Source organism: Pseudoxanthomonas japonensis, assembly GCF_010093445.1.
Classification (GTDB): Bacteria; Pseudomonadota; Gammaproteobacteria; order Xanthomonadales; family Xanthomonadaceae; genus Pseudoxanthomonas_A; species Pseudoxanthomonas_A japonensis.
The window spans coordinates 122,378-142,556 of the sequence record NZ_PDWW01000006.1; the positions used below are offsets into that span (position 1 = coordinate 122,378).

General features: G+C 67.6%; 19 protein-coding genes. 4 read left to right on the forward strand and 15 right to left on the reverse strand.

Features of this window, described 5'->3' with window-relative positions:
• Positions 1-6 precede the first annotated feature (6 nt).
• From CSC78_RS06905 to CSC78_RS06935, 7 genes are all read right to left on the reverse strand, one after another.
• Positions 7-681, reverse strand: a complete 675-nt coding sequence (locus tag CSC78_RS06905) for a DUF484 family protein (protein WP_162337170.1) — start codon at positions 679-681, stop codon at positions 7-9.
• Positions 682-683: 2 nt separating this feature from the next.
• Complete coding sequence (gene dapF, locus CSC78_RS06910; protein ID WP_379608859.1) at positions 684-1,541, reverse strand: diaminopimelate epimerase; 858 nt, start codon at positions 1,539-1,541, stop codon at positions 684-686.
• Positions 1,534-1,743 (reverse strand): LPS translocon maturation chaperone LptM, encoded by a 210-nt coding sequence (gene lptM / locus CSC78_RS06915; protein WP_162337172.1) that lies wholly within the window; start codon positions 1,741-1,743, stop codon positions 1,534-1,536. The genes dapF and lptM overlap by 8 nt, the downstream gene beginning before the upstream one ends.
• A 40-nt stretch (positions 1,744-1,783) precedes the next feature.
• Positions 1,784-2,221: a YbaN family protein gene (locus CSC78_RS06920; protein WP_274379346.1), complete on the reverse strand. Its 438-nt coding sequence runs from the start codon at positions 2,219-2,221 to the stop codon at positions 1,784-1,786.
• Between the two features lie 213 nt (positions 2,222-2,434).
• Positions 2,435-4,606: a S9 family peptidase gene (locus CSC78_RS06925; protein ID WP_238391183.1), complete on the reverse strand. Its 2,172-nt coding sequence runs from the start codon at positions 4,604-4,606 to the stop codon at positions 2,435-2,437.
• A 163-nt stretch (positions 4,607-4,769) separates the two neighbouring features.
• Complete coding sequence (locus CSC78_RS06930; protein ID WP_162337174.1) at positions 4,770-6,875, reverse strand: prolyl oligopeptidase family serine peptidase; 2,106 nt, start codon at positions 6,873-6,875, stop codon at positions 4,770-4,772.
• A gap of 76 nt (positions 6,876-6,951) precedes the next feature.
• Positions 6,952-7,245 carry a hypothetical protein gene (locus tag CSC78_RS06935; RefSeq protein ID WP_162337175.1) on the reverse strand — a complete coding sequence of 98 codons (294 nt, stop codon included), beginning with the start codon at positions 7,243-7,245 and terminating at the stop codon, positions 6,952-6,954.
• A 142-nt stretch (positions 7,246-7,387) separates the two neighbouring features.
• Here CSC78_RS06935 and CSC78_RS06940 point away from each other — a divergent pair, with 142 nt between their 5' ends.
• A complete protein-coding gene (locus CSC78_RS06940) occupies positions 7,388-7,972 on the forward strand; it encodes a lipocalin family protein (RefSeq protein WP_162337176.1) in 585 nt (194 codons plus the stop codon).
• A gap of 105 nt (positions 7,973-8,077) precedes the next feature.
• Here the strand turns inward: CSC78_RS06940 and CSC78_RS06945 are convergent, their stop codons facing one another.
• Complete coding sequence (locus CSC78_RS06945; protein WP_162337177.1) at positions 8,078-9,049, reverse strand: helix-turn-helix transcriptional regulator; 972 nt, start codon at positions 9,047-9,049, stop codon at positions 8,078-8,080.
• A 307-nt stretch (positions 9,050-9,356) separates the two neighbouring features.
• On the opposite strand from CSC78_RS06945, the gene CSC78_RS06950 reads away from it, so the two are divergent.
• Positions 9,357-9,977, forward strand: coding sequence for a hypothetical protein (locus CSC78_RS06950; RefSeq protein ID WP_162337178.1), 621 nt, complete (start codon positions 9,357-9,359; stop codon positions 9,975-9,977).
• Positions 9,978-10,286: 309 nt separating this feature from the next.
• Complete coding sequence (locus CSC78_RS06955) at positions 10,287-11,033, forward strand: DUF481 domain-containing protein (protein WP_162337219.1); 747 nt, start codon at positions 10,287-10,289, stop codon at positions 11,031-11,033.
• Positions 11,034-11,039: 6 nt separating this feature from the next.
• Here the strand turns inward: CSC78_RS06955 and hemC are convergent, their stop codons facing one another.
• The 3 genes from hemC to CSC78_RS06970 all read right to left on the reverse strand — a co-directional run bounded on the left by hemC (position 11,040) and on the right by CSC78_RS06970 (position 13,499).
• Positions 11,040-11,948, reverse strand: a complete 909-nt coding sequence (hemC, locus tag CSC78_RS06960; protein ID WP_162337179.1) for a hydroxymethylbilane synthase — start codon at positions 11,946-11,948, stop codon at positions 11,040-11,042.
• A 37-nt stretch (positions 11,949-11,985) separates the two neighbouring features.
• Positions 11,986-12,717 carry a LytR/AlgR family response regulator transcription factor gene (locus tag CSC78_RS06965; protein WP_162337180.1) on the reverse strand — a complete coding sequence of 244 codons (732 nt, stop codon included), beginning with the start codon at positions 12,715-12,717 and terminating at the stop codon, positions 11,986-11,988.
• Between the two features lie 95 nt (positions 12,718-12,812).
• A complete protein-coding gene (locus CSC78_RS06970; protein ID WP_162337181.1) occupies positions 12,813-13,499 on the reverse strand; it encodes an alpha/beta hydrolase in 687 nt (228 codons plus the stop codon).
• A gap of 383 nt (positions 13,500-13,882) precedes the next feature.
• Here CSC78_RS06970 and CSC78_RS06975 point away from each other — a divergent pair, with 383 nt between their 5' ends.
• The gene (locus CSC78_RS06975) at positions 13,883-16,066 is read left to right on the forward strand and encodes a sensor domain-containing protein (RefSeq protein WP_162337182.1); all 2,184 of its coding nucleotides are present in this window, start codon (positions 13,883-13,885) and stop codon (positions 16,064-16,066) included.
• Here the strand turns inward: CSC78_RS06975 and CSC78_RS06980 are convergent.
• The 4 genes from CSC78_RS06980 to CSC78_RS06995 are packed head-to-tail and all read right to left on the reverse strand — an operon-like array spanning position 16,041 to position 20,171.
• Positions 16,041-16,910, reverse strand: a complete 870-nt coding sequence (locus tag CSC78_RS06980) for an NAD-dependent protein deacetylase (RefSeq protein ID WP_162337183.1) — start codon at positions 16,908-16,910, stop codon at positions 16,041-16,043. The genes CSC78_RS06975 and CSC78_RS06980 overlap by 26 nt on opposite strands.
• Positions 16,911-16,926: 16 nt before the next feature.
• The gene (locus tag CSC78_RS06985) at positions 16,927-18,435 is read right to left on the reverse strand and encodes a tryptophan halogenase family protein (RefSeq protein ID WP_162337184.1); all 1,509 of its coding nucleotides are present in this window, start codon (positions 18,433-18,435) and stop codon (positions 16,927-16,929) included.
• 25 nt (positions 18,436-18,460) lie between these two features.
• On the reverse strand, positions 18,461-19,480 hold the full coding sequence (locus tag CSC78_RS06990; RefSeq protein ID WP_162337185.1) for a cupin-like domain-containing protein: 1,020 nt from the start codon (positions 19,478-19,480) through the stop codon (positions 18,461-18,463).
• A complete protein-coding gene (locus tag CSC78_RS06995; RefSeq protein ID WP_162337186.1) occupies positions 19,464-20,171 on the reverse strand; it encodes a SapC family protein in 708 nt (235 codons plus the stop codon). Before CSC78_RS06995 ends, CSC78_RS06990 begins: the two co-directional genes overlap by 17 nt.
• Positions 20,172-20,179 lie beyond the last annotated feature (8 nt).

The window sequence follows — 20,179 nt, forward strand, 5'->3', positions numbered from 1 at the left end:
CCGCGCTCAACCATCGAACCGCTTCAGCGCCGTCACCAGCGTATCGCCCATCATGCGCAGGAACAGCGTGCCCATGCCGGGGTAGAAGCGGTTGCCGTCGCGGCTGCCGACGGCGACCAGACCGATGCCCGGCAGCGGCAGCAAGGCCGACGACGCCACGTCCTCGGCACGCGCACCGTACAGCAGCACGTGCTTCTCCGGCTGCAGGCGGCCGCAGATCGGCTCGCCGTCGCGCAGGCAGTCGCGGAACGGCGCCATGTGCGGGTTGTCGGCCGGAATCACCTGCAGCCACTCGCTTTCCTCCAGCCCGGCCACGGGCTGCAGCAGCACGATGCTGACGCGGTCGCCATTGAAGTCTTCGGCCAGCGAGGCGGCCATCGCACGCACGGTGTCGGCGGCAGTGCCCTGCTTCATCAGCGTGAGCGCCAGCTGGTGCGTGCGGACGGCCAGGCGTTCGTTCTCCTGCGCATTGGCGAACAGGTCGGTGAGGCGGCGCGACAGTTCGCGGTTCTTGTCGCGCAACACTTCCAGCTGGTAGCTGGCCAGCGACGCCGTGGGGCCATCGTCGCGCGGCACCACCAGGCTCAGGGCCAGGTCCGGGAACTGCTTCAGGAAGGTCGGGTGCCGACGCAGCCACGCCGCGACGTCGTGGGCGCCCAGTTTTTCCAGTGTCTCGCTCATGCTTACCATTCCCCTTCGAATACGAATGCCGCCGGCCCCGACATGATGACCGGCGCGTCGTCGGACGGCCAGCGGATCCGCAACTCGCCCCCCGGCAGCGCGATGGCCACGTCGCGATCGACCCGGCCGCGGCGGATCAGCACCGCCGCCGCGGCGCAGGCGCCGCTGCCGCAGGCCAGCGTCTCGCCCACGCCGCGCTCGTACACGCGCAGGCGGACGCGGTCGCGCGCGACGACCTCGGCGAAGCCGACGTTGACGGATTCCGGGAAATGCCGCGAGCGCTGCAGCAGCGGGCCGTAATGCCGTACCGGCGCGGCGTCGACCGAAGGCACTTCGATGACGGCGTGCGGATTGCCCATCGATACGGCGCCGAAACGCAGCCGCAGACCTTCGTCCACGTCCGCATCGTATTCGGCACGCACCTGCTCGAAGCCATGCATCGGAATGCGGGCGGGCACGAACTCCGGCACGCCCATGGCGATGGCATAGCGGTCGGCGCCGATCCGTTCGACCGCGTGCGTGGCCAGTGGACTGTCGACATCGAACATGTCGCCGTGCGCCGCACCGTCGCGCATCAGCCAGGCCGCCACGCAGCGCGCACCGTTGCCACACTGCTGCGAGGGCGAGCCGTCGGAATTCCAGATGCGGTAGGCCGCGATCGAACCGGCGCTGCGCGGCCGCTCGATGGTCAGGATCTGGTCGCAGCCGACACCGCGGTGACGATCGGCCAGTGCGGCGGCGAGCGCGGCATCCGGCGGCGGCAGGCCATCGCGCAGATCGAGCACGACGAAGTCGTTGCCGGCGCCGTGCATCTTGGTGAACCGCATCGCCGTGGACCGCGCGTGCGGAAACTCAGCCATTCCCGCCGGTGGCGGGCACCGTCGCGGGATCGATCGGCGGTTCGGCGGGAACGCTGTCGGTCGCGGGCGGTGCCGGCTCCGCCGGCGTCACCGGCGCCTCTTCGACCGGCTTCTCCGGCATGAACAGCGGGCCCTTGGCACCGCAGGCGGACAGGACCGCCATGACGGCGGCAGCGAGGACAAGACGGACGTTCCGGTTCATGCCGCGAGTATAGCCACAGCGGGATGAATGCGATGGCCGTTCACCCCGCACGCGGCGGTTCCGGACGTCGCCACAACCAGGCGGCGACCACGGCCATGCAGGCGATCGGCAGCGCCACCATCCACCAGCGGTGCGAAGCGGTCCACAGCATCAGCGCGACCAGGATCGCGGCACTGGCAAGCATCGTCCACGTCGCGGCCCACTTGGCCCGTCGCGAGACGGCACGATGCAGATGCCAGTCATGGATCATCGGCCCGAAGCGCGGATGGGTGACCAGGTACCGATGCAGCCGCTCGGAACCCCGCGACGCCGCATAGGCGGCGACCAGGATGAAGACCGTGGTCGGCAGGCCGGGGACGAACACGCCCACGATGCCCATGCCGAGGCTGGCGTACGCCAGCAGCCACCACGCCCAGCGGAAGCGCACCGGGTGCGCATCGGGCAGGTCACGCGGCGGCGGCGGAGACGGCTGGTGCACGTCGACCTTGTACCCCAAATCGGCAACGGACGGCGCGAATACCATCCGCGCCGATCTTGCGACCGCACCCCACCCTGCCATGACCCTCACCCGCTCGCGCCGACTCTTCCGGGTTATCGGCGGTGACCTGCACCTACTGAAGCCCCCGGGTTCGCGATCCGGAAACGGAAAGAGCCGGGTTTCCCCGGCTCTCCCTGTTCACGCACGACGCGGTTACTTCGACGCCACGCCCAGCTGGTCCAGCATGAAGGCGTACATTTCCGCACGCTCGCGGTACTGGCGGAAACGGCCCGACTTGCCGCCGTGGCCCGCTTCCATGTTGGTGCGGAACACGATGGTGTTCTTGCTCGTGTTCAGGTCGCGCAGGCGGGCGACGTACTTGGCCGGCTCCCAGTACTGCACCTGCGAATCCCACAGCCCGGTGCCGACGAACATCGCCGGGTAGGCCTTGGCCGCCAGGTTGTCGTAGGGCGAGTACTTCAGGATGTAGTCGTAGTAGCCCTTCTCTTCCGGGTTGCCCCACTCGTCGTACTCGTTGGTGGTCAGCGGGATGCTGGGGTCGAGCATGGTGGTGACCACGTCGACGAACGGCACCAGGGTCAGGATGACCTTGTACTTCTCCGGCGCCATGTTCGACACCGCACCCATCAACAGGCCACCGGCGCTGCCGCCCATCGCGGCGACGCGATCCTTGGCCGCATAACCTTCCTTCACCAGGTAATCGGTGACGTCGATGAAGTCGGTGAAGGTGTTGATCTTGTTGTACAGCTTGCCGTCGTCGTACCAGGTACGGCCCATTTCCTGGCCGCCGCGGATGTGCGCCAGCGCATACACCACGCCGCGGTCCAGCAGGCTGATGTTGGTGATGCTGAAGTTCGGGTCCATCGACGAGCCGTAGCTGCCATAGGCGTACTGCAGCATCGGCGCCTTGCCGTCGCGGGCGACGTCCTTGCGGTACACCAGCGTCACCGGGATCTTCGTCTTGCCGTCGCGGGCCGGCGCCCACACGCGCTCGGTCACGTACTTCGAGGCGTCGTAGCCCGGCACCGGCTGCTGCTTCAACTGGCGGCGCTCGCCGGTCTTGGTGTTGATCTCGTAGGTCGTGGCCGGCGTGGTCATCGACGTGTAGCTGTAGCGGACCCAGTCGGTGCCGGTCTCGGGATTCGCGGACAGGCCCATCGAGTACGCAGGCTCGTCGGCCTTGATGTCCTCGCTGCTGCCGTCGGCCTTGATCACGCGCAGGCTCTCCAGCGCGTTGGCGCGCTCGGACACCACGCTGAAGCCGTCGAACAGCTCGATGCCCTCGACGAACACGTCGTCGCGGTGCGCGATCCAGTCCTTCCAGTCCTTGCGCGAAGTCGAACCGGTCGGCGCGGTGACGACCTTGAAATTGGTGGCGCCGTCGGCATTGGTGCGGATCACCCAGCGGCCGCCCAGATGATCGGCCTGGTACTCGACGTCGCGCTCGCGCGGCGCCAGCACGGTGAACACACCCGGGCTGGCGGCCGGCGTGCAGCGCATCTCCGAGGACACGGTGCTTTCCACGCCGATGCAGATGAATTCATCGTCGCGGGTGCGGCCGATGCCCATGTAGAAGCTGTCGTCTTCCTCTTCGTACACCAGCTTGTCGTCGCTGGCCGGGGTACCCAGCACGTGCGACTTCACCCGCTTGCTGAGCAGGGTTTCCGGATCCTTGTCGACATAGAACAGCGTGCTGCCGTCGTTGGACCAGACCAGGTTCGGTTCGGCATTGGTCACGGTATCCGGCAGGATCTCGCCGGTGTCCAGATTCTTGAAGCGGATGGTGTACTGGCGGCGGCCGTTGGTGTCGTCGGCGTACGCGAGCAGCCGGTTGTCCTGGCTGACCTCGTAGTCGCCGACGCTGTAGTAATCCTTGCCTTCGCCCAGCGCATTGACGTCCAGCAGCACCTGTTCGCCGACAAAGTCGCCGGCCGCGTTCGCCGCCTGGATCGACACCGCATCCACGCCGGGGCCGTCCTTGCGGCGCGCGTGTACCGGATAGTCCTTGCCGGTGACGAAGCGCGCGTAATACCACCAGCCGCGCTCGCGGTAGGGCACGCTGGCGTCGTCCTGCTTGATGCGCGCGACGACCTCGTTGTAGAGCTTGTCCTCCAGCGGCTTCAGCGGCGCCATCACCGCGTCGACATAGGCGTTCTCCGCGTTGAGGTAGGCGAGCATCTCCTTGTTCTCGCGCTTGTCGTCGCGCAGCCAGTAGTACTCGTCATTGCGCTCGGCGCCATGCGGCGCCTTGACGACGTGCGGCTTCTTGGCCACGTCGGGCGGGGTGGCGGTGGCGGCGAAAGCGGAGGTGATCGGCGTGCTCATCAGGACGGTCGCGGCAAGCAGGAGGGAAGTCGTCTTCATGGATGGGGTCCGGGAATGCGGGATGCAATGCGTCGGGATAGGCCCCCTCCCCCGCATGCGGGGGAGGGTTGGGGTGGAGGCGAGCGACTCCGTTTGACGTCGGCGCTGCCCCCATCCGCCCTTCGGGCACCTTCCCCCGCATGCGGGGGAAGGGAGCCAACACTTACTTCGACAGTTGCTGCCAGAGGAACGTATAGGCCAGCGCGCTCATGTGCGCGGCCTGGGCATTGTTCGCCGCACCGCCGTGGCCGCCCTCGATGTTCTCGTAGTAGCGCACGTCCTTGCCGGCATCCAGCATCATCGCCGCCATCTTGCGGGCGTGGCCGGGGTGCACGCGGTCGTCGCGCGTCGAGGTCATGAACAGCGTCGGCGGATAGTCCTTCTTGGCATCGAACAGGTGGTACGGCGAGAAGGTCTTGATGAATTCCCAGTCGGACGTGTCGGGGTTGCCGTACTCGGCCATCCACGACGCACCGGCCAGCAGGTGGCTGTAGCGCTTCATGTCGAGCAGCGGCACCTGCACCACCACGGCGCCGAACAGCTCCGGATACTGCGTCAGCATGTTGCCGGTCAGCAGGCCACCGTTGCTGCCGCCCTGGATGCCCAGGTGCTTGGGCGAGGTGATCTTGCGGGCGATCAGGTCCTGCGCGACCGCCGCGAAGTCTTCATAGGCCTTGTGGCGGTTGGCTTTCAGCGCCGCCTGGTGCCAGCGTGGACCGTATTCGCCGCCGCCGCGGATGTTGGCGACCGCGTAGACGCCGCCCTTCTCCAGCCAGCCCTTGCCGACGCCACCGGAATAGCCCGGCGTCATCGAGATCTCGAAGCCGCCGTAGCCGTACAGCAGGGTCGGCGTGCTGCCGTCGTACTTCAGGCCTTCCGGGCGCACCAGGAAGTACGGGATCTTGGTGCCGTCCTTCGAGGTGGCGAAGTGCTGCTCGATCTTCTTGCCGGACGCGTCGAAGAACGCCGGCATCGACTTCAGCTGTTCCGGCTGCTGGCCCAGCTCGACCAGCGACAGCGTGGTCGGGGTGAGATAGTCGGTGACGGTCATCCACACCGCATCGCTGTCGTCGCTGTCGACCGCGCTGACACTGACCGTGCCGAAGCTGGGGGCGCCGACGAACGCGCTGCGCTTCCAGCCGGTGGCCGACGGCGTCAGCACGCTGAGCTTGTTCTTGACGTCGTCCAGCACATTCAGCACGACGTGGCTCTTGGTCACGGACATGCCAGCGAGCGAGGTGGTCTGGGTCGGCTCGAACAGCACGTCGAACGTGCGCTTGCCGGCCATGAAGTCGTCGAACTTCGCGGCGAGCAGCGAGCCCGCGGCGTAGGTCTTGCCGCCGACGGTCCACGGTTCGCGCAGCTCCAGCGTCAACCATTCGCGGAACGCGCCCTTGTTGGCCGAGTTCGGCGCATCGATCTTGGTGAGCTTGCCGTCCTTGCCGCGCAGGTACATCTCGTCGTTGTAGAAGGCCAGCGTGCGGCTGACGAAATCGCGCTGGAAGCCCGGCGTGTCGTCGTGGTACGCCGCGATGTACATGTCGTCCGGCTTGCCTTCGTAGACCACCTTGGCGCTGTCGAGCGGCGTGCCGCGCTTCCATTCCTTGACGATGCGCGGGTAGCCGGAGCTGGTCATGCTGCCGGCACCGAAGTCGGTGTAGACGTAGACGGTATCCGCGTCCTTCCAGCCCAGGCCGCCCTTGGCCTCGGGACGGTAGAAGCCGTCGGCCAGGAATTTCTTGTTGACCAGGTCGAACTCGCGGGTCTCATCCGCGTCCGCGCCGCCGCGCGACAGCGCGATCAGGCAGCGGGTGTAGTCGGGCTTGCGGCAGTCGGCGCCGTGCCAGACCCAGTTCTTGCCTTCGGCCTTGTTCAGCGCGTCCAGGTCCAGGACGGTTTCCCACTGCGGCTGCGGCTTGCGGTACTCGGCCAGCGTAGTGCGCCGCCACAGGCCGCGCTCGTGCTGCTTGTCCTTCCAGAAGTTGTAGTAGTGGTCACCGATCTTCTGCACGCCGGGGATCTTGGCGTCGGAATCAAGGATGGCGCGGATGTCCGCTTCCAGCTGCTTGAAGGCCGGGGTCGACGCGATCTCGGCCTCGGCCTTGGCGTTGACGCCCTTCACCCAGTCGAGTTGCTTCTGGCCCTCGACGTCCTCCAGCCAGGCATACGGGTCGTCGGACACGTCAGCGCCCCTGGCGTGGGCGGGAACCGACAGCGCGCCGGCAACGGCGAAGCCTGCCGCCAGGCAGGCATGGGCGAGTTTTGACATCGGACGGGGCTCCGGAGGTGCAGTTCATGAACATGTCACGCTAGCACAAGGCCCGGAGGCCACCCCCTGCCGAAGGTCAGGCCGCCCTCGGGAGGCGCCGCGCCTGCGGTCCACGGCGCCGCCGTTCGATACGCGCTGCCGCGGTCCGGCCGGGCACCCTGAACCGGTGCAGCGCCCACCAGGCCGCCGCCGGCATGCCGACCAGCCAGAGCGGCAGCCATCCCAGCGCGTCGGTGCTGGCGCGCGCCAAGGGCACCAGCAGCACCAGCGCCAGGCCGGTCAGCACGGCGCGCCGAAGCAGGCGATCCAGGGCGGCATCGGGCCGGTCGGATGACGGCGCTACGGACGAAGCGGGCGAAAGGAAGAACATGGCGGCGCACTCCTGTGAGGTGATGTCGACTGGACGTCACAGTGGCGCACGCGCATCTCACCGATTGCGACATCAGCGGTTAACATCTCCATCGCATCCTGATGGCTAGCGTGTCCGTATGACGGGGAGAAAGGAGTTCCACATGCCCATGGCCGTGTTTCCCCGTGCGACCCGCTACGCACTGCTCGCCTGCCTGCTGGTGCTGGCGGCCGGCTGCGGCCATCGCGGCGACGTCCGCGAAGAGCCTGCTGGCGTCGACCTGCCGCGCTTCATGGGCACCTGGCGCGTCATCGCCCACATCCCCTATTTCGCCGAGCGCGGCCATGTGGCGGCGCGTTACGAGTACGCGCTGCGCGACCGCGACAAGGTGGGCGTGACCTACCACTACCGCGAGGGCTTCACCGCACCGGAGCAGTCTCGCGATGCGCGCGCCTCGGTCAAGGAGGGCAGCGGCAACCGGGAGTGGACGCTGTGGTTCGTTGGCGTGGTGCCGGCGAAGTGGCGCATCGTCGAGGTGGCGCCCGACTACTCGTGGGCCCTGGCCGACTACCCGGGACGCGACATGGGCTGGATCCTGGCCCGTGATCCGGTGATGACCGATGCGCAGTACCAGGACCTGGTCAGGCGCGCCCGCGACCATGGCATCAACGCCCGGCAGCTGGTCCGCGTGCCGCAGGTGCCGGAACAGGTGGGCAAGCGGGGGTTCGGGGAACCGAAGGGGCCGTAGAACGCGGCAACCATCGCACGTAGAGCGGAGCTTGCTCCGCTGCTTTCGGCAGCAGGCCATCCGACTTTCGACGTCAAGCAGCGGAGCAAGCTCCGCTCTACGGCGTCATTTCTTCTCGTAGTTCGACAGCGCCAGTTCCAGCAGCGCCTTCGCCTGCTCGCGCAGCACCGCGGGCTCCACGATCTCGGCGTCGGCGCCGTAATGCAGGATGTCCATCAGCAGCTCACGCGAGACGCTGTAGGGAATCTTCAGCTCGTAGCGGCCATCAGGCAGATGGCGGCCCTGCTGCTTGGAATGCCATTGCTCGTCGGCGACCCAGCGCGCGGCCTTGGCACTGAACAGGATGGTCGCCCAGCCCTTGGGTTCGCCCGAGAAGATGCCGTAGCTCGAGGCCAGGTGCTGGTTCAGTTCTTCGTTGGGCAGATCGCGCGCGGGTTCGTCGCCCAGCCGCGCATTGCCGATGCGGTCGACGGCGAAGCTGCGCAATGCGTTGCGCTCGTGGTCCCACGCATCCAGGTACCAGTTGTCGCGGTAGTGGGTGATGCGCTGCGGCGACACGGTGCGTCTGGTGCGCTCGTCGGTGGAGCGTGCGCGGTACTCGAACTGCAGTTGCTTGCGCTCCAGCACGGCGGAGGCGACGGTGCGGAAACTGGCTTCGTCCAGCTTGCGACCGCGGTGCGGAATCACCCGCACGCGGTCGACCGGCCACTGGTCCACGCCCGCGTGGTCGGCCAGCAGTCCTTCGATGCGCTTCTGCAGGGGTGCCAGCGCGCCCGACAGCACGCCGCCGCCGGTGCGCACCAGCAACTGCTGCGCGGCGAGCAGCGCATACAGCTCTTCCGAACTCAGCCACAGGCCCGGCAGTTCGAAGCGGTCGCTTTCGGCGGCGTGGTAGCGGAAGCCCGCCTCGCCATCGCCCTCGATCGGCGCCATCAGCGCGTCGCGCAGGTAGGCCAGGTCGCGATAGACGGTGGCACGCGAACAACCCAGCTCCTCCTGCAGGCGCTTCACGGTGACCGGATAGCGCGCCGCTTTCAGGATGCGGTGCAGGGCGGTGATGCGTTCGATCTTGTCCATGGGCGGCACGGCAGGGGGCGTGCGCGGATTATCACCGACGGGTGGCCGTTTTCATCGCCTGCCCGCCGTTGGATCGGAGACAGGGGACAGGCGCCGATGGCGCCTTGGGCCCGTGCGGTGCCTGGTGCCGCGGCGTGTCCTCGCCGACGTGGCGCCCCCAACGCACGGACCCAAGGCACCCTGGCCGCTTGAGATACCTGCACGCTCGCGGGCGATGCGCCACGCCACGCGGCGATGGCCCGATGGCATAACTCCGGATTCATTTCCGGCGCGACAGACTCCGCGTACAGGATGCGGAGATGACAGGATGTCAGTGGAAGGCCGGAGCCGCGCCATCGCGGCCATGATCGTGGTGGTGATCCATGGGATGGTGACCTGGGTGCTGTTGCGCGCACCCCATCCGAGCGCCGATGAGCGCGCGGGTCCACCCGCCATGCGGGTGCGCTGGATCGAGCGCCCGCGACCTGCTCCATCTCGTCCGCCGCCCGCGACACCTCCCTCGTCCTCGGCAGATTCCCGGGTGCCGGACTTGCGTCGCCGCGTCCCGTCACCACAACGAGCCTCACGACCGACCTCGGCGACAGCAACATCGACGCCCGCCCCCACTCCCGACTATCTCGCCCAGGGCGCGGCATGGGCCATGGAAACGGCGCCGGCGCTGGATTTCCAGCCCGCGCTGACCGCCAGTCGCATACCGCCGCTTCCCGGCGGCGCCAACGGCGGTCGATTCCGGATGCGTGAGCCGACCTCGCCCAAACAGACGCTGGAAAAGACGATCGGATGGCTCTTTGGCGGTCCCGACTACACCACCGACCCCTGCCCGCAGATCCATGACAACGTCTACGGCCTGCTGCCGGACACCAGCGACGAAGGACGACGACGCCTGGCCTGGGAACTGCGGGAATACCGCGAACGCTGCCGTCCGTGACGGCGATCCTGATCCGGACCCGCTCCCGTGGCAGAATGCATGTCGCAAACCTGAATCGGAACAAGCACTTGGGTTGTGGCATCAAGGGTGCCTCCCTAACATGTAACCGGTTTCAGCCATCCCACTCCCCCGAGATTCGCCATGCCCGCCCGGATGTCCCCTTCCCTGCTCGCCCTTGCCCTCATGACGGGCGGCGCGATCCAGGCGCACGCCACCGACATCCTGCTGCCACGCAACGACAAGACCGCCGCATCGCAGACCGGCAAGGGATTGAGCAAGCAGGACGCCATCGTGGTGCCGGTCGTCGCGATGGCAGTGCGTCCGATTCCCGAAGAGGCACCGCCGCCGCCACCGGCCACCCCGCCCGCCCCGGCGCTGACCGGCGGTGGCGAGTTGGGCTTCGCGGCCGCCAGCGGCAACAGCAACAACGAAAGCTTCAACGGGCGGCTGGACCTCACCTACAACGACGGCAGCGCCTGGCGCCACAGCGCCAGCCTGTTCGGCCTGCATTCGCGCTCGGAGTACACGCGCACGCAGGAGGACGGCAGCGTCGTCCGCGACCGTCGCACCACCGCCAACCGCTACACGGTGACCGCCAACAGCGCGTACAAGATGGACGACCGCGGCACACTCAACACGTCGGTGCGCCACGAGGAAGACGACTTCGGCACCTACAGCCGGCAGCAGTCGGTCAGCCTGAGCTACGGCAACCGCGTGATCGAAAACGAACGCGCGCACCTCGACCTGCAGGTCGGGCCGGGTTACCGGCGTGCCTACGACACCGTGGACGGCCGCACCGAAGCCAGCTTCATCGGCCGTGGCCTCATCGACATGCGCTACGCCCTCAGCGAGAACACCGAGATCGTCAACAAGCTGCTGGTGGAGTCGGGCGAGTACAACACGTTCGCGCAGAACGATCTGGGCGTGTCGGTGACGATGAACTCTCACCTGGCGTTGAAGGCCGGCTGGCAGGCCCGCCACAACAGCGATGTCGCGCCCGACATCAAGAAGACCGACACGCTGACCACGATGAACGTGGTCTACCGCTTCAAGTAAGGGCCCTCAGGCGAGGAACGCACCCGCGCCCTGCTCCAGCAGCTGCGCGGCGACCCTGCGCCCCAGCGCGTCCGGATCGGTGGCCGATCCGCGCGCTTCGGTACGGAGCACCTGGCCATCGGCGGCCGATCCCACCAGTCCCGACAGCACGAGATCGCCGCCATCGCGCTGCGCGAATGCGGCGACGGGTACATGGCAGCTGCCATGCAGCGCGCGGTTCATCGCCCGCTCCGCTTCCACGCAGATGCGGGTGGCGGCGTCATCCAGTACCGCGAACAGCGCGTGCGTATCGGGGTCTTCAGCGCGGCACTCCACCGCGACCGCACCCTGCGCGGGCGCCGGCAGCCAGTCCGGCGCATCCAGCCGGGCACGGATGCGCGAGGCGAAACCGAGCCGCTGCAGGCCGGCGCAGGCCAAGACGATGGCGTCGTACTCGCCCGCATCCAGCTTGGCCAGGCGCGTGTTGACGTTGCCGCGCAGGTCGCGCAGTTCCAGGTCCGGGCGCAGCGCGCGCAACTGTGCCTGCCGGCGTAGCGACGACGTCCCAACCCGTGCGCCCTGCGGCAGCGCGGCGACATCGGCGTACAGGTTCGAGACGAACGCATCGGCAGGATCGGCGCGGGTCAGGATGGCCGGCAGGGCGAACGGGCCCTCCAGTTCCATCGGCACGTCCTTGAGCGAATGCACCGCGCAATCGGCTTCGCCGCGCAGCATCGCCAATTCAAGTTCCTTGAGGAACAGGCCCTTGCCACCGATCGCGGCCAGCGACCGGTCGAGCACTTCGTCGCCACGCGTGCTCATCGGCACCAGCTCGACGACCAGACCGGGGTGCGCGGCGCGCAGGCGATCGGCGACGTGTTCGCTCTGCCAGAGGGCGAGCGGGCTCTTGCGGGTGGCGATACGCAGCGTGGTCATGCGGGCATTATCCCGCATGGCACGGCGCTCGCGGGAATCAAAGCGCCTTGACCGTCTCGCGCAGGCCGGCCACGCAACGGCGGCTGACCTCCAGAGGCGTCTTGCCGTGGCGCAGGATGGCCTGCACGTGGCCATCGCCGACGCGCTTGATCTCGACCAGCTCGTGCCGCGCCACCAGGCAATTTCGATGGATGCGCACGAAGCGCCCGCCGAATTCCTCCTCCAGCGACTTCAGCGATTCCTCGATGAGGTCCTCGCCGCGGGCGTGGTGTACCACCACGTACTTCTCCTCGGCCTGCAGGTAATGCACCTCGTCCACCGGGATCAACCGCAGGCTGCCGCGCAGGCGCGCACACAGGTGCGTGCGCGGCTGGTTGCTCGATGCCGCCGGCGGATGGTTCTCGCGCCCGGCAATGAAGGTACGCGCGCGCTCCAGCGCCGCGGCCAGCCGTTCCGGACGGATCGGCTTCATCAGGTAGTCGATGGCCGCCGCCTCGAACGCGGACAGCGCGTGTTCGTCGTAGGCCGTGCAGAACACCACCGCCGGACGCGGATCGAAGGCCGCCAGGTGGCGGGCCGCTTCCAGTCCGTCTACGCCGGGCATGGCGATGTCGAGCAGCACCATGTCGGGGCGATGCTGCGAGCACGCCTGCAGCGCATCGAGGCCATTTTCGGCTTCGGCCACCACGTCGATGCCGGGATGCTCGGCGAGCAGCGCGCGCAACCGCTCGCGGGCCAGGGATTCGTCGTCGGCGATGACCACTTTCACGGCAAAGGCGTCCTCGGTGAACGTTGGCGTGATCCCCCGAGTCCTAGGGTACCCATGGCGACGCCCTGCGTCATCCATCGGGGGGCGCGTGGGGATTACAACGCAAAACGCCGCGCCATCCAGTCACCCAGGTCACGGATTTCCTCCGCGCAGACCTGGTGCGCCATCGGATAGCGGTGCCACTGGACGTCGAAGCCCAACTCGCCCAGTACGCGCGCGCTCTGGTCGGCATGGACGAGCGGAATCACCGGATCACCCGTGCCGTGCGCCATGAAGACAGGCTGCGCGGTCGCCGCCTGGGCGAGATGGGCCTTGGCCTGGGCAGCGCCCGGCAGGTAGGTCGACAGTGCGATGAGCCCTGCCAGCGGTACCTGCCTGCGCAGACCGGCCGCCAGGGTAATGGCGCCCCCCTGCGAGAAGCCGGCCAGCAACAGCCGGTCCGCCGCGATGCCGCGCGCCTGTTCGCGTGCGATCAACGCCTCCACCTGCACGATGGATTCCTCGATGCCGGCGCTGTCCGCGCGGGTGGGGAAATCCATGCCCACGATGTCGTACCACGCGCGCATGCGCACGCCATTGTTGATCGTCACCGCGCGCACCGGCGCATGCGGGAACACGAAGCGCAGCGCCGGCCAGCCCGGCCGCACCAGTTCAGGCACCAGTGGCGCGAAGTCATGGCCGTCGGCGCCCAGTCCGTGCAACCAGAGCACGGACCACTGCGGCTCGGGGCCGGTTTCCTGTTCGACGGTTTCGAGCACGGCGGAAGCGGAAGAAGTGGTCATGCCCCCATTCTCGCCGCAGACGCTTGCCGACACCACTCAGCCGCCGGCATCTCCGGCGGACAGGCGGAACCGCACCGCCGATCCGCACCGTGTCGGTGCGCACCTGTCGGGGCGGACCCTGGGCATTGCGCGCACGCGCGGAGCCGCTGGCGGCGTGCGCGGCGGCAGCGATCCGGCGCGCCGGGGGCTGGAAGCGTTTGCACGTCGCGCCGTCGCCCGCGTCACGGAAAACTTCAGGTAGAGTGCTGCGATCACGGGCAATACCTCGACGTATTGCCCTGCCTCGGGGACGGCTCGGCAGGGAATGCCGTGACGAACCCGGTCCATCTGGCGGCAACCGTTCTTTTGGGGAAGAACCGACCGTGAGGCCTACTGCCATCGCCATGCCTTCGTACGTCGCCGATGGCGAACCCGACGTGTCATGGGTCATCGACCACAGCGACAACGCCATCGTCGTCTGCGACGAGGCCGCGCGCGTCACCTGGATCAACCAGGGATTCACGCGCATGTTCGGCTACACGCCGGAAGACGCCCTCGGGCGCCGGCCCAGCGATTTCCTCGCCGGCCCGCACACCGACCCCGAAACGGTCGAATGGGTGCGCGGGCAACTGCACACCCAGCAGGGTTACCGCACCGAGTTGCTGGTGTACGCCAAGAACGGCGTACCGCTGTGGATCTCGGCGGTGGTGAACCCGGTGTTCGACCCCGAGCGCAACGTCCGCTACCTGCTCGGCGTCTACACCGACATCACCCACAGCAAGCTGCACGAGGAAATGCACCGCAAGGTGCTTTCCGCGATCGTCCGCGAGCAACCGCTGCAGGAGGTGCTGACGCTGATCTGCCGTGAAGTCGAGAAGGTCATGCCCGAGGCCGTGGCCTCGGTGATCGGCGTCGACGACTACGGTCGCCTGCGTCCGCTGGCATCGCCCAGCCTGCCCGACCAGATCGCCACCCTGATCGACGGCGAGCTGGCCGGGCCGATGGTCGGCGCCTGCGGCTCGGCCGCCTGGAGCGGGCAGCCGGTCGAATGCCGGGACATCGAGCGCGATCCGCGCTGGCAGTCCCACAACGCACCGTTCCTCGCGCTCGGCATCCGCGCCTGCTGGTCCAGCCCGGTCAAGGGCAACGACGGCCGCGTGCTCGGCACGTTCGCGCTGTACTACTGGGAGAATCGCGCGCCGGACGAATTCCACCTGCGCGTGGCCGACGTCTGCCTGCACCTGTGCGCGCTGGCGATGGAGCGCGAGCGCGAACGCGCCCGCATGCACCAGCTGTCGTTCTTCGACACGCTCACCGGCCTGCCCAACCGTGCGCTGTTCAACAGCAAGGTCGAGCAGATGCTGCTGGGTGCCGCGCGTCGCGATAGCCAGGTGGCATTGCTGTTCGTCGACATCGACCGCTTCAAGATCGTCAACGACACCCAGGGCCACACGGCCGGCGACGCGCTGCTGCGAGAACTGGCGAAGCGCTTGGGCAGCGAACTGCGCGACGGCGACGTGGTGGCGCGGCTGGCGGGCGACGAATTCGTGCTTGCGATTCCCGACCGCACGGCGGAGGAAGCCGCCAACCTCGCCGACCGGCTGATGGCCCGCCTGTCGGAGCCGCTCAGTGCCGGCCGCATGATACTGACCCCGCAGGCAAGCGTGGGCGTGGCGATGTTCCCCACCGATGGCTGGGACGTCGATTCGCTGGTGCGGCATGCGGATATCGCCATGTACCGTGCCAAGTCCGAAGGCGGTGGACGCATCGTGTTCTACAGCCTGGAGATGAACCAGGCGATGCAGGAACGCCTGGCGCTGGAGAACGCACTGCGAGAGGCCGTGCGCAGCGGCCAGCTGCGGCTGCACTACCAGCCGCAGGTCGCGCTGGACGACGATGCGAGCCTGCACGGGGTCGAGGCGCTGCTGCGCTGGCGGCACCCGGAGATCGGCGAGATCTCGCCGGCGACGTTCGTGCCGATGGCCGAGGAATGCGGCCTGATCGACGAGCTGGGCCGCTGGACGCTGGAGGAAGCCTGCACGCAGATGGCCGACTGGCGCCGCCGCGGCGTGCCGGTGCCGCGCGTGTCGGTCAACCTGTCGGCGATCAACTTCGAACAGCAGGATCTGCCCACCTTCATCGGCAACGTACTGGGCAAGTGCGGCCTGTCGCCCGACGAACTGATGGTCGAGGTGACCGAAAGCGTCATGCTGGCGCAGAAGCCGGAAGTGCTCGCCAACATCGACGCGATCCACCGGATGGGCGTCAGCCTGTCGATCGACGATTTCGGCACCGGCTATTCCAGCCTCAGCCACCTGCACCGCCTGCCGATCAGCGAGCTGAAGCTGGACATGAGCTTCGTCCGCGATCTCGAACACAGCGAATCCGCACGCGCGCTGACCACGTCCATCCTGCGCATCGGCGAAAGCCTGTCGCTGAAGGTGGTCGCCGAGGGCGTGGAGAATGCGGCGCAGCGTGCGGTACTGGCCTCGCTCAACTGCGACCTGCTGCAGGGCTACTACGTGTCGCGCCCGCTGTCGCCGCACTCGCTGGAGCGCTGGGTCAGCCTGCAACCGCCGACGGAGTGACCGGCGGACGCTCTGCGTCGTCCAGCAGGAAAGCGAGCGCCTCGCCGCAGTGCGCCGCCACCCGGAACTGCAGGACATCGTCCGCGCGTGTGCGCCCCAGACCGACCGCCGCCACGGGCAGGCCAAGCCGTATCGCGGCGTGCACGAAGCGCAGGCCCGAGTAGACCATCAGCGACGACCCGACCACGAGCATCGCGTCGGCCCGGCCCAGATGCGCCATCGCACGATCGACCCGCGCACGCGGCACGTTCTCGCCGAAGAACACGACGTCCGGCTTGAGCAGGCCCTCGCAGCGCTCGCATGCAGGCACCTGGAACAGGGAAAAATCTCTCCCTTCCAGATCCGCGTCACCATCCGGCGCAGCACCCGCCTCCAGACTGGCCCAGCCGGGGTTGGCCCGCTGCAGGCGAAGCTGCAGGCGTGCGCGTGAGGTCGTCGCGCCGCATGCGAGGCACACCACGCCATCCAGGCGGCCGTGGAGATCGATCACCGACGTGCTGCCCGCGGCCTGGTGCAGGCCATCGACATTCTGCGTCAGCAGCAATTCGCAACGACCCTGTTGCTCCAGTGCCGCCAGCGCGCGGTGCGCCGCATTCGGTCGTGCCGCCGCGACGCGGGGCCAGCCGAGCAGGCTGCGTGCCCAGTAGCGCTGGCGCGTCGCCACCTCACCGACGAAGGCCTGGTACGTCACCGGCGGCGTGCGCTTCCACGCCCCCTGCTCATCCCGGTAGTCCGGAATGCCGGAGGCCGTGCTGCACCCCGCGCCGGTCAGCACGAACAGGCGGCGGTGCGCCGCAACGAAGCCCTCGAGTCTCGCGTCGTCCATGCCGGCAGCATAGGCCATGCCGGCATCGGCGGGATCAGGGCTTCGGAGCGGGGCAGTAGCTGCGCAGGTAATCCATGTGTGCCGGCATCCGCTGCACGTTCCCGAGCACGTTGTGGCGGATGCCGTCGAGGAAGCGCTTCAGGTCGTCCGGCGACAGCACGTCCGCCGTCGGGTGGTAGCGCTTCGGCAGGATTCCCTGCCCCATCATCACCTGGATCCACGAGTTCTCGCCGAACAGTTCGCCCGGCACGTGGAAGACGGTACCGGTCTCGCGGAACAGGTCGATGCGGTGGCGCAGCGTGGACGGAATCTCCATCTCCGCGATCTCGCGCCAGTACGGCGAGTCACGGCGGTCGCTGAGGTGGTAGTGCATCACCACGAAGTCGCGCACATGCTGAAGCTCCTCGTCCAGCCGTGCGTTGTACTCGTCGATCGCGGGCTGGGTGATCACCTGCGGGAAGTTCTGCAGCAGGTGCACGATCCCGCGCTGGATCAGGTGGATGGTGGTCGACTCCAACGGCTCGATGAAACTGCCGGCCAGGCCGAGCGCCACGCAGTTCTTCGCCCAGCACTGCTGGCGCTGGCCGGGCTTGAAGCGGATCGGCCACGGCTGCTTGATGACCTCGCCCTCGACGCTGCCGAGGAACTCTTCGCGCGCCTGGTCGTCGCTCATGTGGCGGCTGGAATACACGATGCCATTGCCGACCCGGTGCTGCAGCGGAATGCGCCATTGCCAGCCGGCGCTGCCGGCGATGGCCCGGGTATACGGCACCGCATCGCGCACGGCCGTGGTCTGCGTGGCCAAGGCGCTGTCGTTGAACAGCCAGTGCGACCAGTCGGTGAAGCCCACGCCCAGCGTCTTGCCGATCAGCAGCGCGCGGAAGCCGGTGCAGTCGATGAAGAGATCGCCTTCTATCGTGTCGCCGTTCTCCATCTTCAGCGCGATGATATGGCCCGATTCCGCGTCGGTCAGGACCTCGGCGATCTTGCCTTCCACGCGCTTGGCGCCATGGCGTTCGCTGAACTTCCGCAGGAACCGGGCGTACAGGCTGGCGTCCATGTGGTACGCGTAGTTGAGGCCACCGTTGGGAAGATGCGCAAAGCGATCCTCTGTCGCCGCCTTCAGTTCGAGGCAGTAGTCCTCGTAGCCGCTGGCGATGCCTTCCTTGTGGCCGCGCAGCCAGAAGTGCTGGAAGCCCGTCGTTCCCCGGTCCTTGCCACTGAATCCGAACGAGTGGATATAGCGATGGCCGACATCCAGCCAGTTCTCGAATGAAATACCCAGCTTGACGGTGCCCTGCACCGCGGCCATGTAGTCCTGCTCGCCGATGTCGATCATCCGGTGGAAGCTCAACAGCGTCGGGATGGTGGCTTCGCCGACGCCCACGGTACCGATCTCCTCGGACTCCACCAGCGTGATGTCCAGCGTTACGCCAAGAACCCTGGAGACCGCTGCCGCGGCCATCCAGCCGGCCGTGCCGCCGCCGGCGATGACCACGCGCTTGACGGGCCGGGTGCGGATGTCGTTGTCGGGGTCGCTCACGGACGGATTCCTTGGTGTTCGCTGGTCAGCGGTTGATACGTTTGATCAGGCGCGCGCGAAGATCGCGCGCACGGGTTTCGTCGAGCGGCGAGAGCAGGCGGCGTGCGTGTTCCGGGATATGCGCGGCGGTATCGGCGTCTGCCTCGAACACGTAATGACGGAATACGTCCTTCCATGTCTCGCGCTCGTGCGGCGGAAGATCGCGTAGGGTCATCAGCGCGTACATGAGCACGTTCATGGGCGTGTCCATCCAGTCCGGCACGTCGCGCCACCAGTAGTTGACCAGCACGTTGAACGGCTCCAGCCCTTCCATGTGGTGCCACCACATGCTGGGGATCAGTACCGCGTCTCCCGGTTCGAGTTCGGCCACCTGCGCATGCCGCATCGCCTCGGCGAAACGCGGGAACCGCTCCAGGTCGGGCGCTGCGAAATCGACCAGGCTGATCGCCTGCCCGGCCGGCGTGAAATCCAGCGGTCCGATGTACAGGTTGCGCAACTGGTCGGGGGGAAACAGGGTGACCCGACGACGCCCCGCCACCACGCAGGCGAGGTTGTCGGGAACATCCTGGTGCGCGGCGATACGGGTGCGGTTGCCGATCCAGATACTGGCCAGCGGATCGCGCGCGCCCAGGGACAGGTCGTTGGCGTTGCGGAATCCCGGCAGCCAGGTGTCGAGCGTAGTCGATGCGACGTAGATCATCGGCGGCGACGGATGCCCGGCGTACTTGAGCAGCGTATCGAGCACCGTGTGCAACGGAATCTGTTCCTGGCGGAAATTGAGTCCGCTCAGGTCGTCGTTGTAGAACACCCTGCCACCGGTCTCGGGTGCCGAAACCGTCGCGACGACCGGCGGCGCGTCGGTGCGCACGAAACCATGCAGATAGGCCACAGCCGCCTGCGCCGATGCGCGTGCTGCCGCGACCATGGGCCAGTGCCCGACCAGGTTTCGTAACACCGTCGGTCCGGACGCTGCCTGCAACGCGGCTGCGAGCGCGCCCGGCACATCGCCGCGCTGCTCCCGGATTGGCTCAGCGCCCGCCAGCACGGTTCCGGTTCATCCTGTCGATCAGGCCACGGAAATTCGAGATCGATGCCACCGCCATGAAGACCGGTTCAAGGTAGCCCGCGGCGTGCAGTCGGCCCAGCGCTTCGGCATCGAGGGAGCGCAGGCGCTCCTCGTTGATGGTGTAGTAGCCCGCAAGACGGTTCTGCGAGCCATCGTCGAGCTCCACATCGAAGGCGAACGATTCCAGCAGGTCGAGCGCAAGCAGGGCATCGACGAACGCCGGTACGCGATCCAGCCCGTTGTGCAGCGTGAGCAGCACCGAAGCGATCCGGTCGAGGTATTCGGTGTTGCCGCCGTGCTCGCGGAACAAGGGCTCGCCATCGGTGCGGCCGACCCTGGGGTGGTCGAGGTCGATATGCACCGTCAACTCGTCGCCACTCCTGCCGATCAGGAAAGGCTGCCGTTCAATCGCCAGCGGCAGGTAGTGTGCATCCCAGCGCTCGCCGTCGAGAAACAGGTTCCGTCCTTCTTCGAACCCGAGCAGGGCGACTGGGGACAACGAACCACGGGCGTCCTTGCGGAACACGATGGGATAGCAGGCCTGCAGGTCGCGGAATTCTGCCGGGAACGTGGCGGCAAAACCGACATCGTCGCCCAGCGCAGCGCTGCGCCGGGTATCGACTTTCAGGTCCCTGTGGTCGATGTTGTTGACCTGGGCGTGTCGAGGCATCGTTGGGC

Bases quoted from the DNA above. Each gene is read 5' to 3' on its own strand.
- CSC78_RS06940 (WP_162337176.1), top strand. From the start codon at position 7,388: ATGCCCATGGCCGTGTTTCCCCGTGCGACCCGCTACGCACTGCTCGCC.
- CSC78_RS06905 (WP_162337170.1), bottom strand. From the start codon at position 681: ATGAGCGAGACACTGGAAAAACTGGGCGCCCACGACGTCGCGGCGTGG.
- CSC78_RS06945 (WP_162337177.1), bottom strand. From the start codon at position 9,049: ATGGACAAGATCGAACGCATCACCGCCCTGCACCGCATCCTGAAAGCG.
- dapF (WP_379608859.1), bottom strand. From the start codon at position 1,541: ATGGCTGAGTTTCCGCACGCGCGGTCCACGGCGATGCGGTTCACCAAG.
- hemC (WP_162337179.1), bottom strand. From the start codon at position 11,948: ATGACCACGCTGCGTATCGCCACCCGCAAGAGCCCGCTCGCCCTCTGG.
- CSC78_RS06970 (WP_162337181.1), bottom strand. From the start codon at position 13,499: ATGACCACTTCTTCCGCTTCCGCCGTGCTCGAAACCGTCGAACAGGAA.
- CSC78_RS06935 (WP_162337175.1), bottom strand. From the start codon at position 7,245: ATGTTCTTCCTTTCGCCCGCTTCGTCCGTAGCGCCGTCATCCGACCGG.
- CSC78_RS06975 (WP_162337182.1), top strand. From the start codon at position 13,883: ATGCCTTCGTACGTCGCCGATGGCGAACCCGACGTGTCATGGGTCATC.
- CSC78_RS06980 (WP_162337183.1), bottom strand. From the start codon at position 16,910: ATGGCCTATGCTGCCGGCATGGACGACGCGAGACTCGAGGGCTTCGTT.
- CSC78_RS06995 (WP_162337186.1), bottom strand. From the start codon at position 20,171: ATGCCTCGACACGCCCAGGTCAACAACATCGACCACAGGGACCTGAAA.
- CSC78_RS06955 (WP_162337219.1), top strand. From the start codon at position 10,287: ATGGCAGTGCGTCCGATTCCCGAAGAGGCACCGCCGCCGCCACCGGCC.
- CSC78_RS06925 (WP_238391183.1), bottom strand. From the start codon at position 4,606: ATGAAGACGACTTCCCTCCTGCTTGCCGCGACCGTCCTGATGAGCACG.
- CSC78_RS06930 (WP_162337174.1), bottom strand. From the start codon at position 6,875: ATGTCAAAACTCGCCCATGCCTGCCTGGCGGCAGGCTTCGCCGTTGCC.
- CSC78_RS06950 (WP_162337178.1), top strand. From the start codon at position 9,357: ATGTCAGTGGAAGGCCGGAGCCGCGCCATCGCGGCCATGATCGTGGTG.
- lptM (WP_162337172.1), bottom strand. From the start codon at position 1,743: ATGAACCGGAACGTCCGTCTTGTCCTCGCTGCCGCCGTCATGGCGGTC.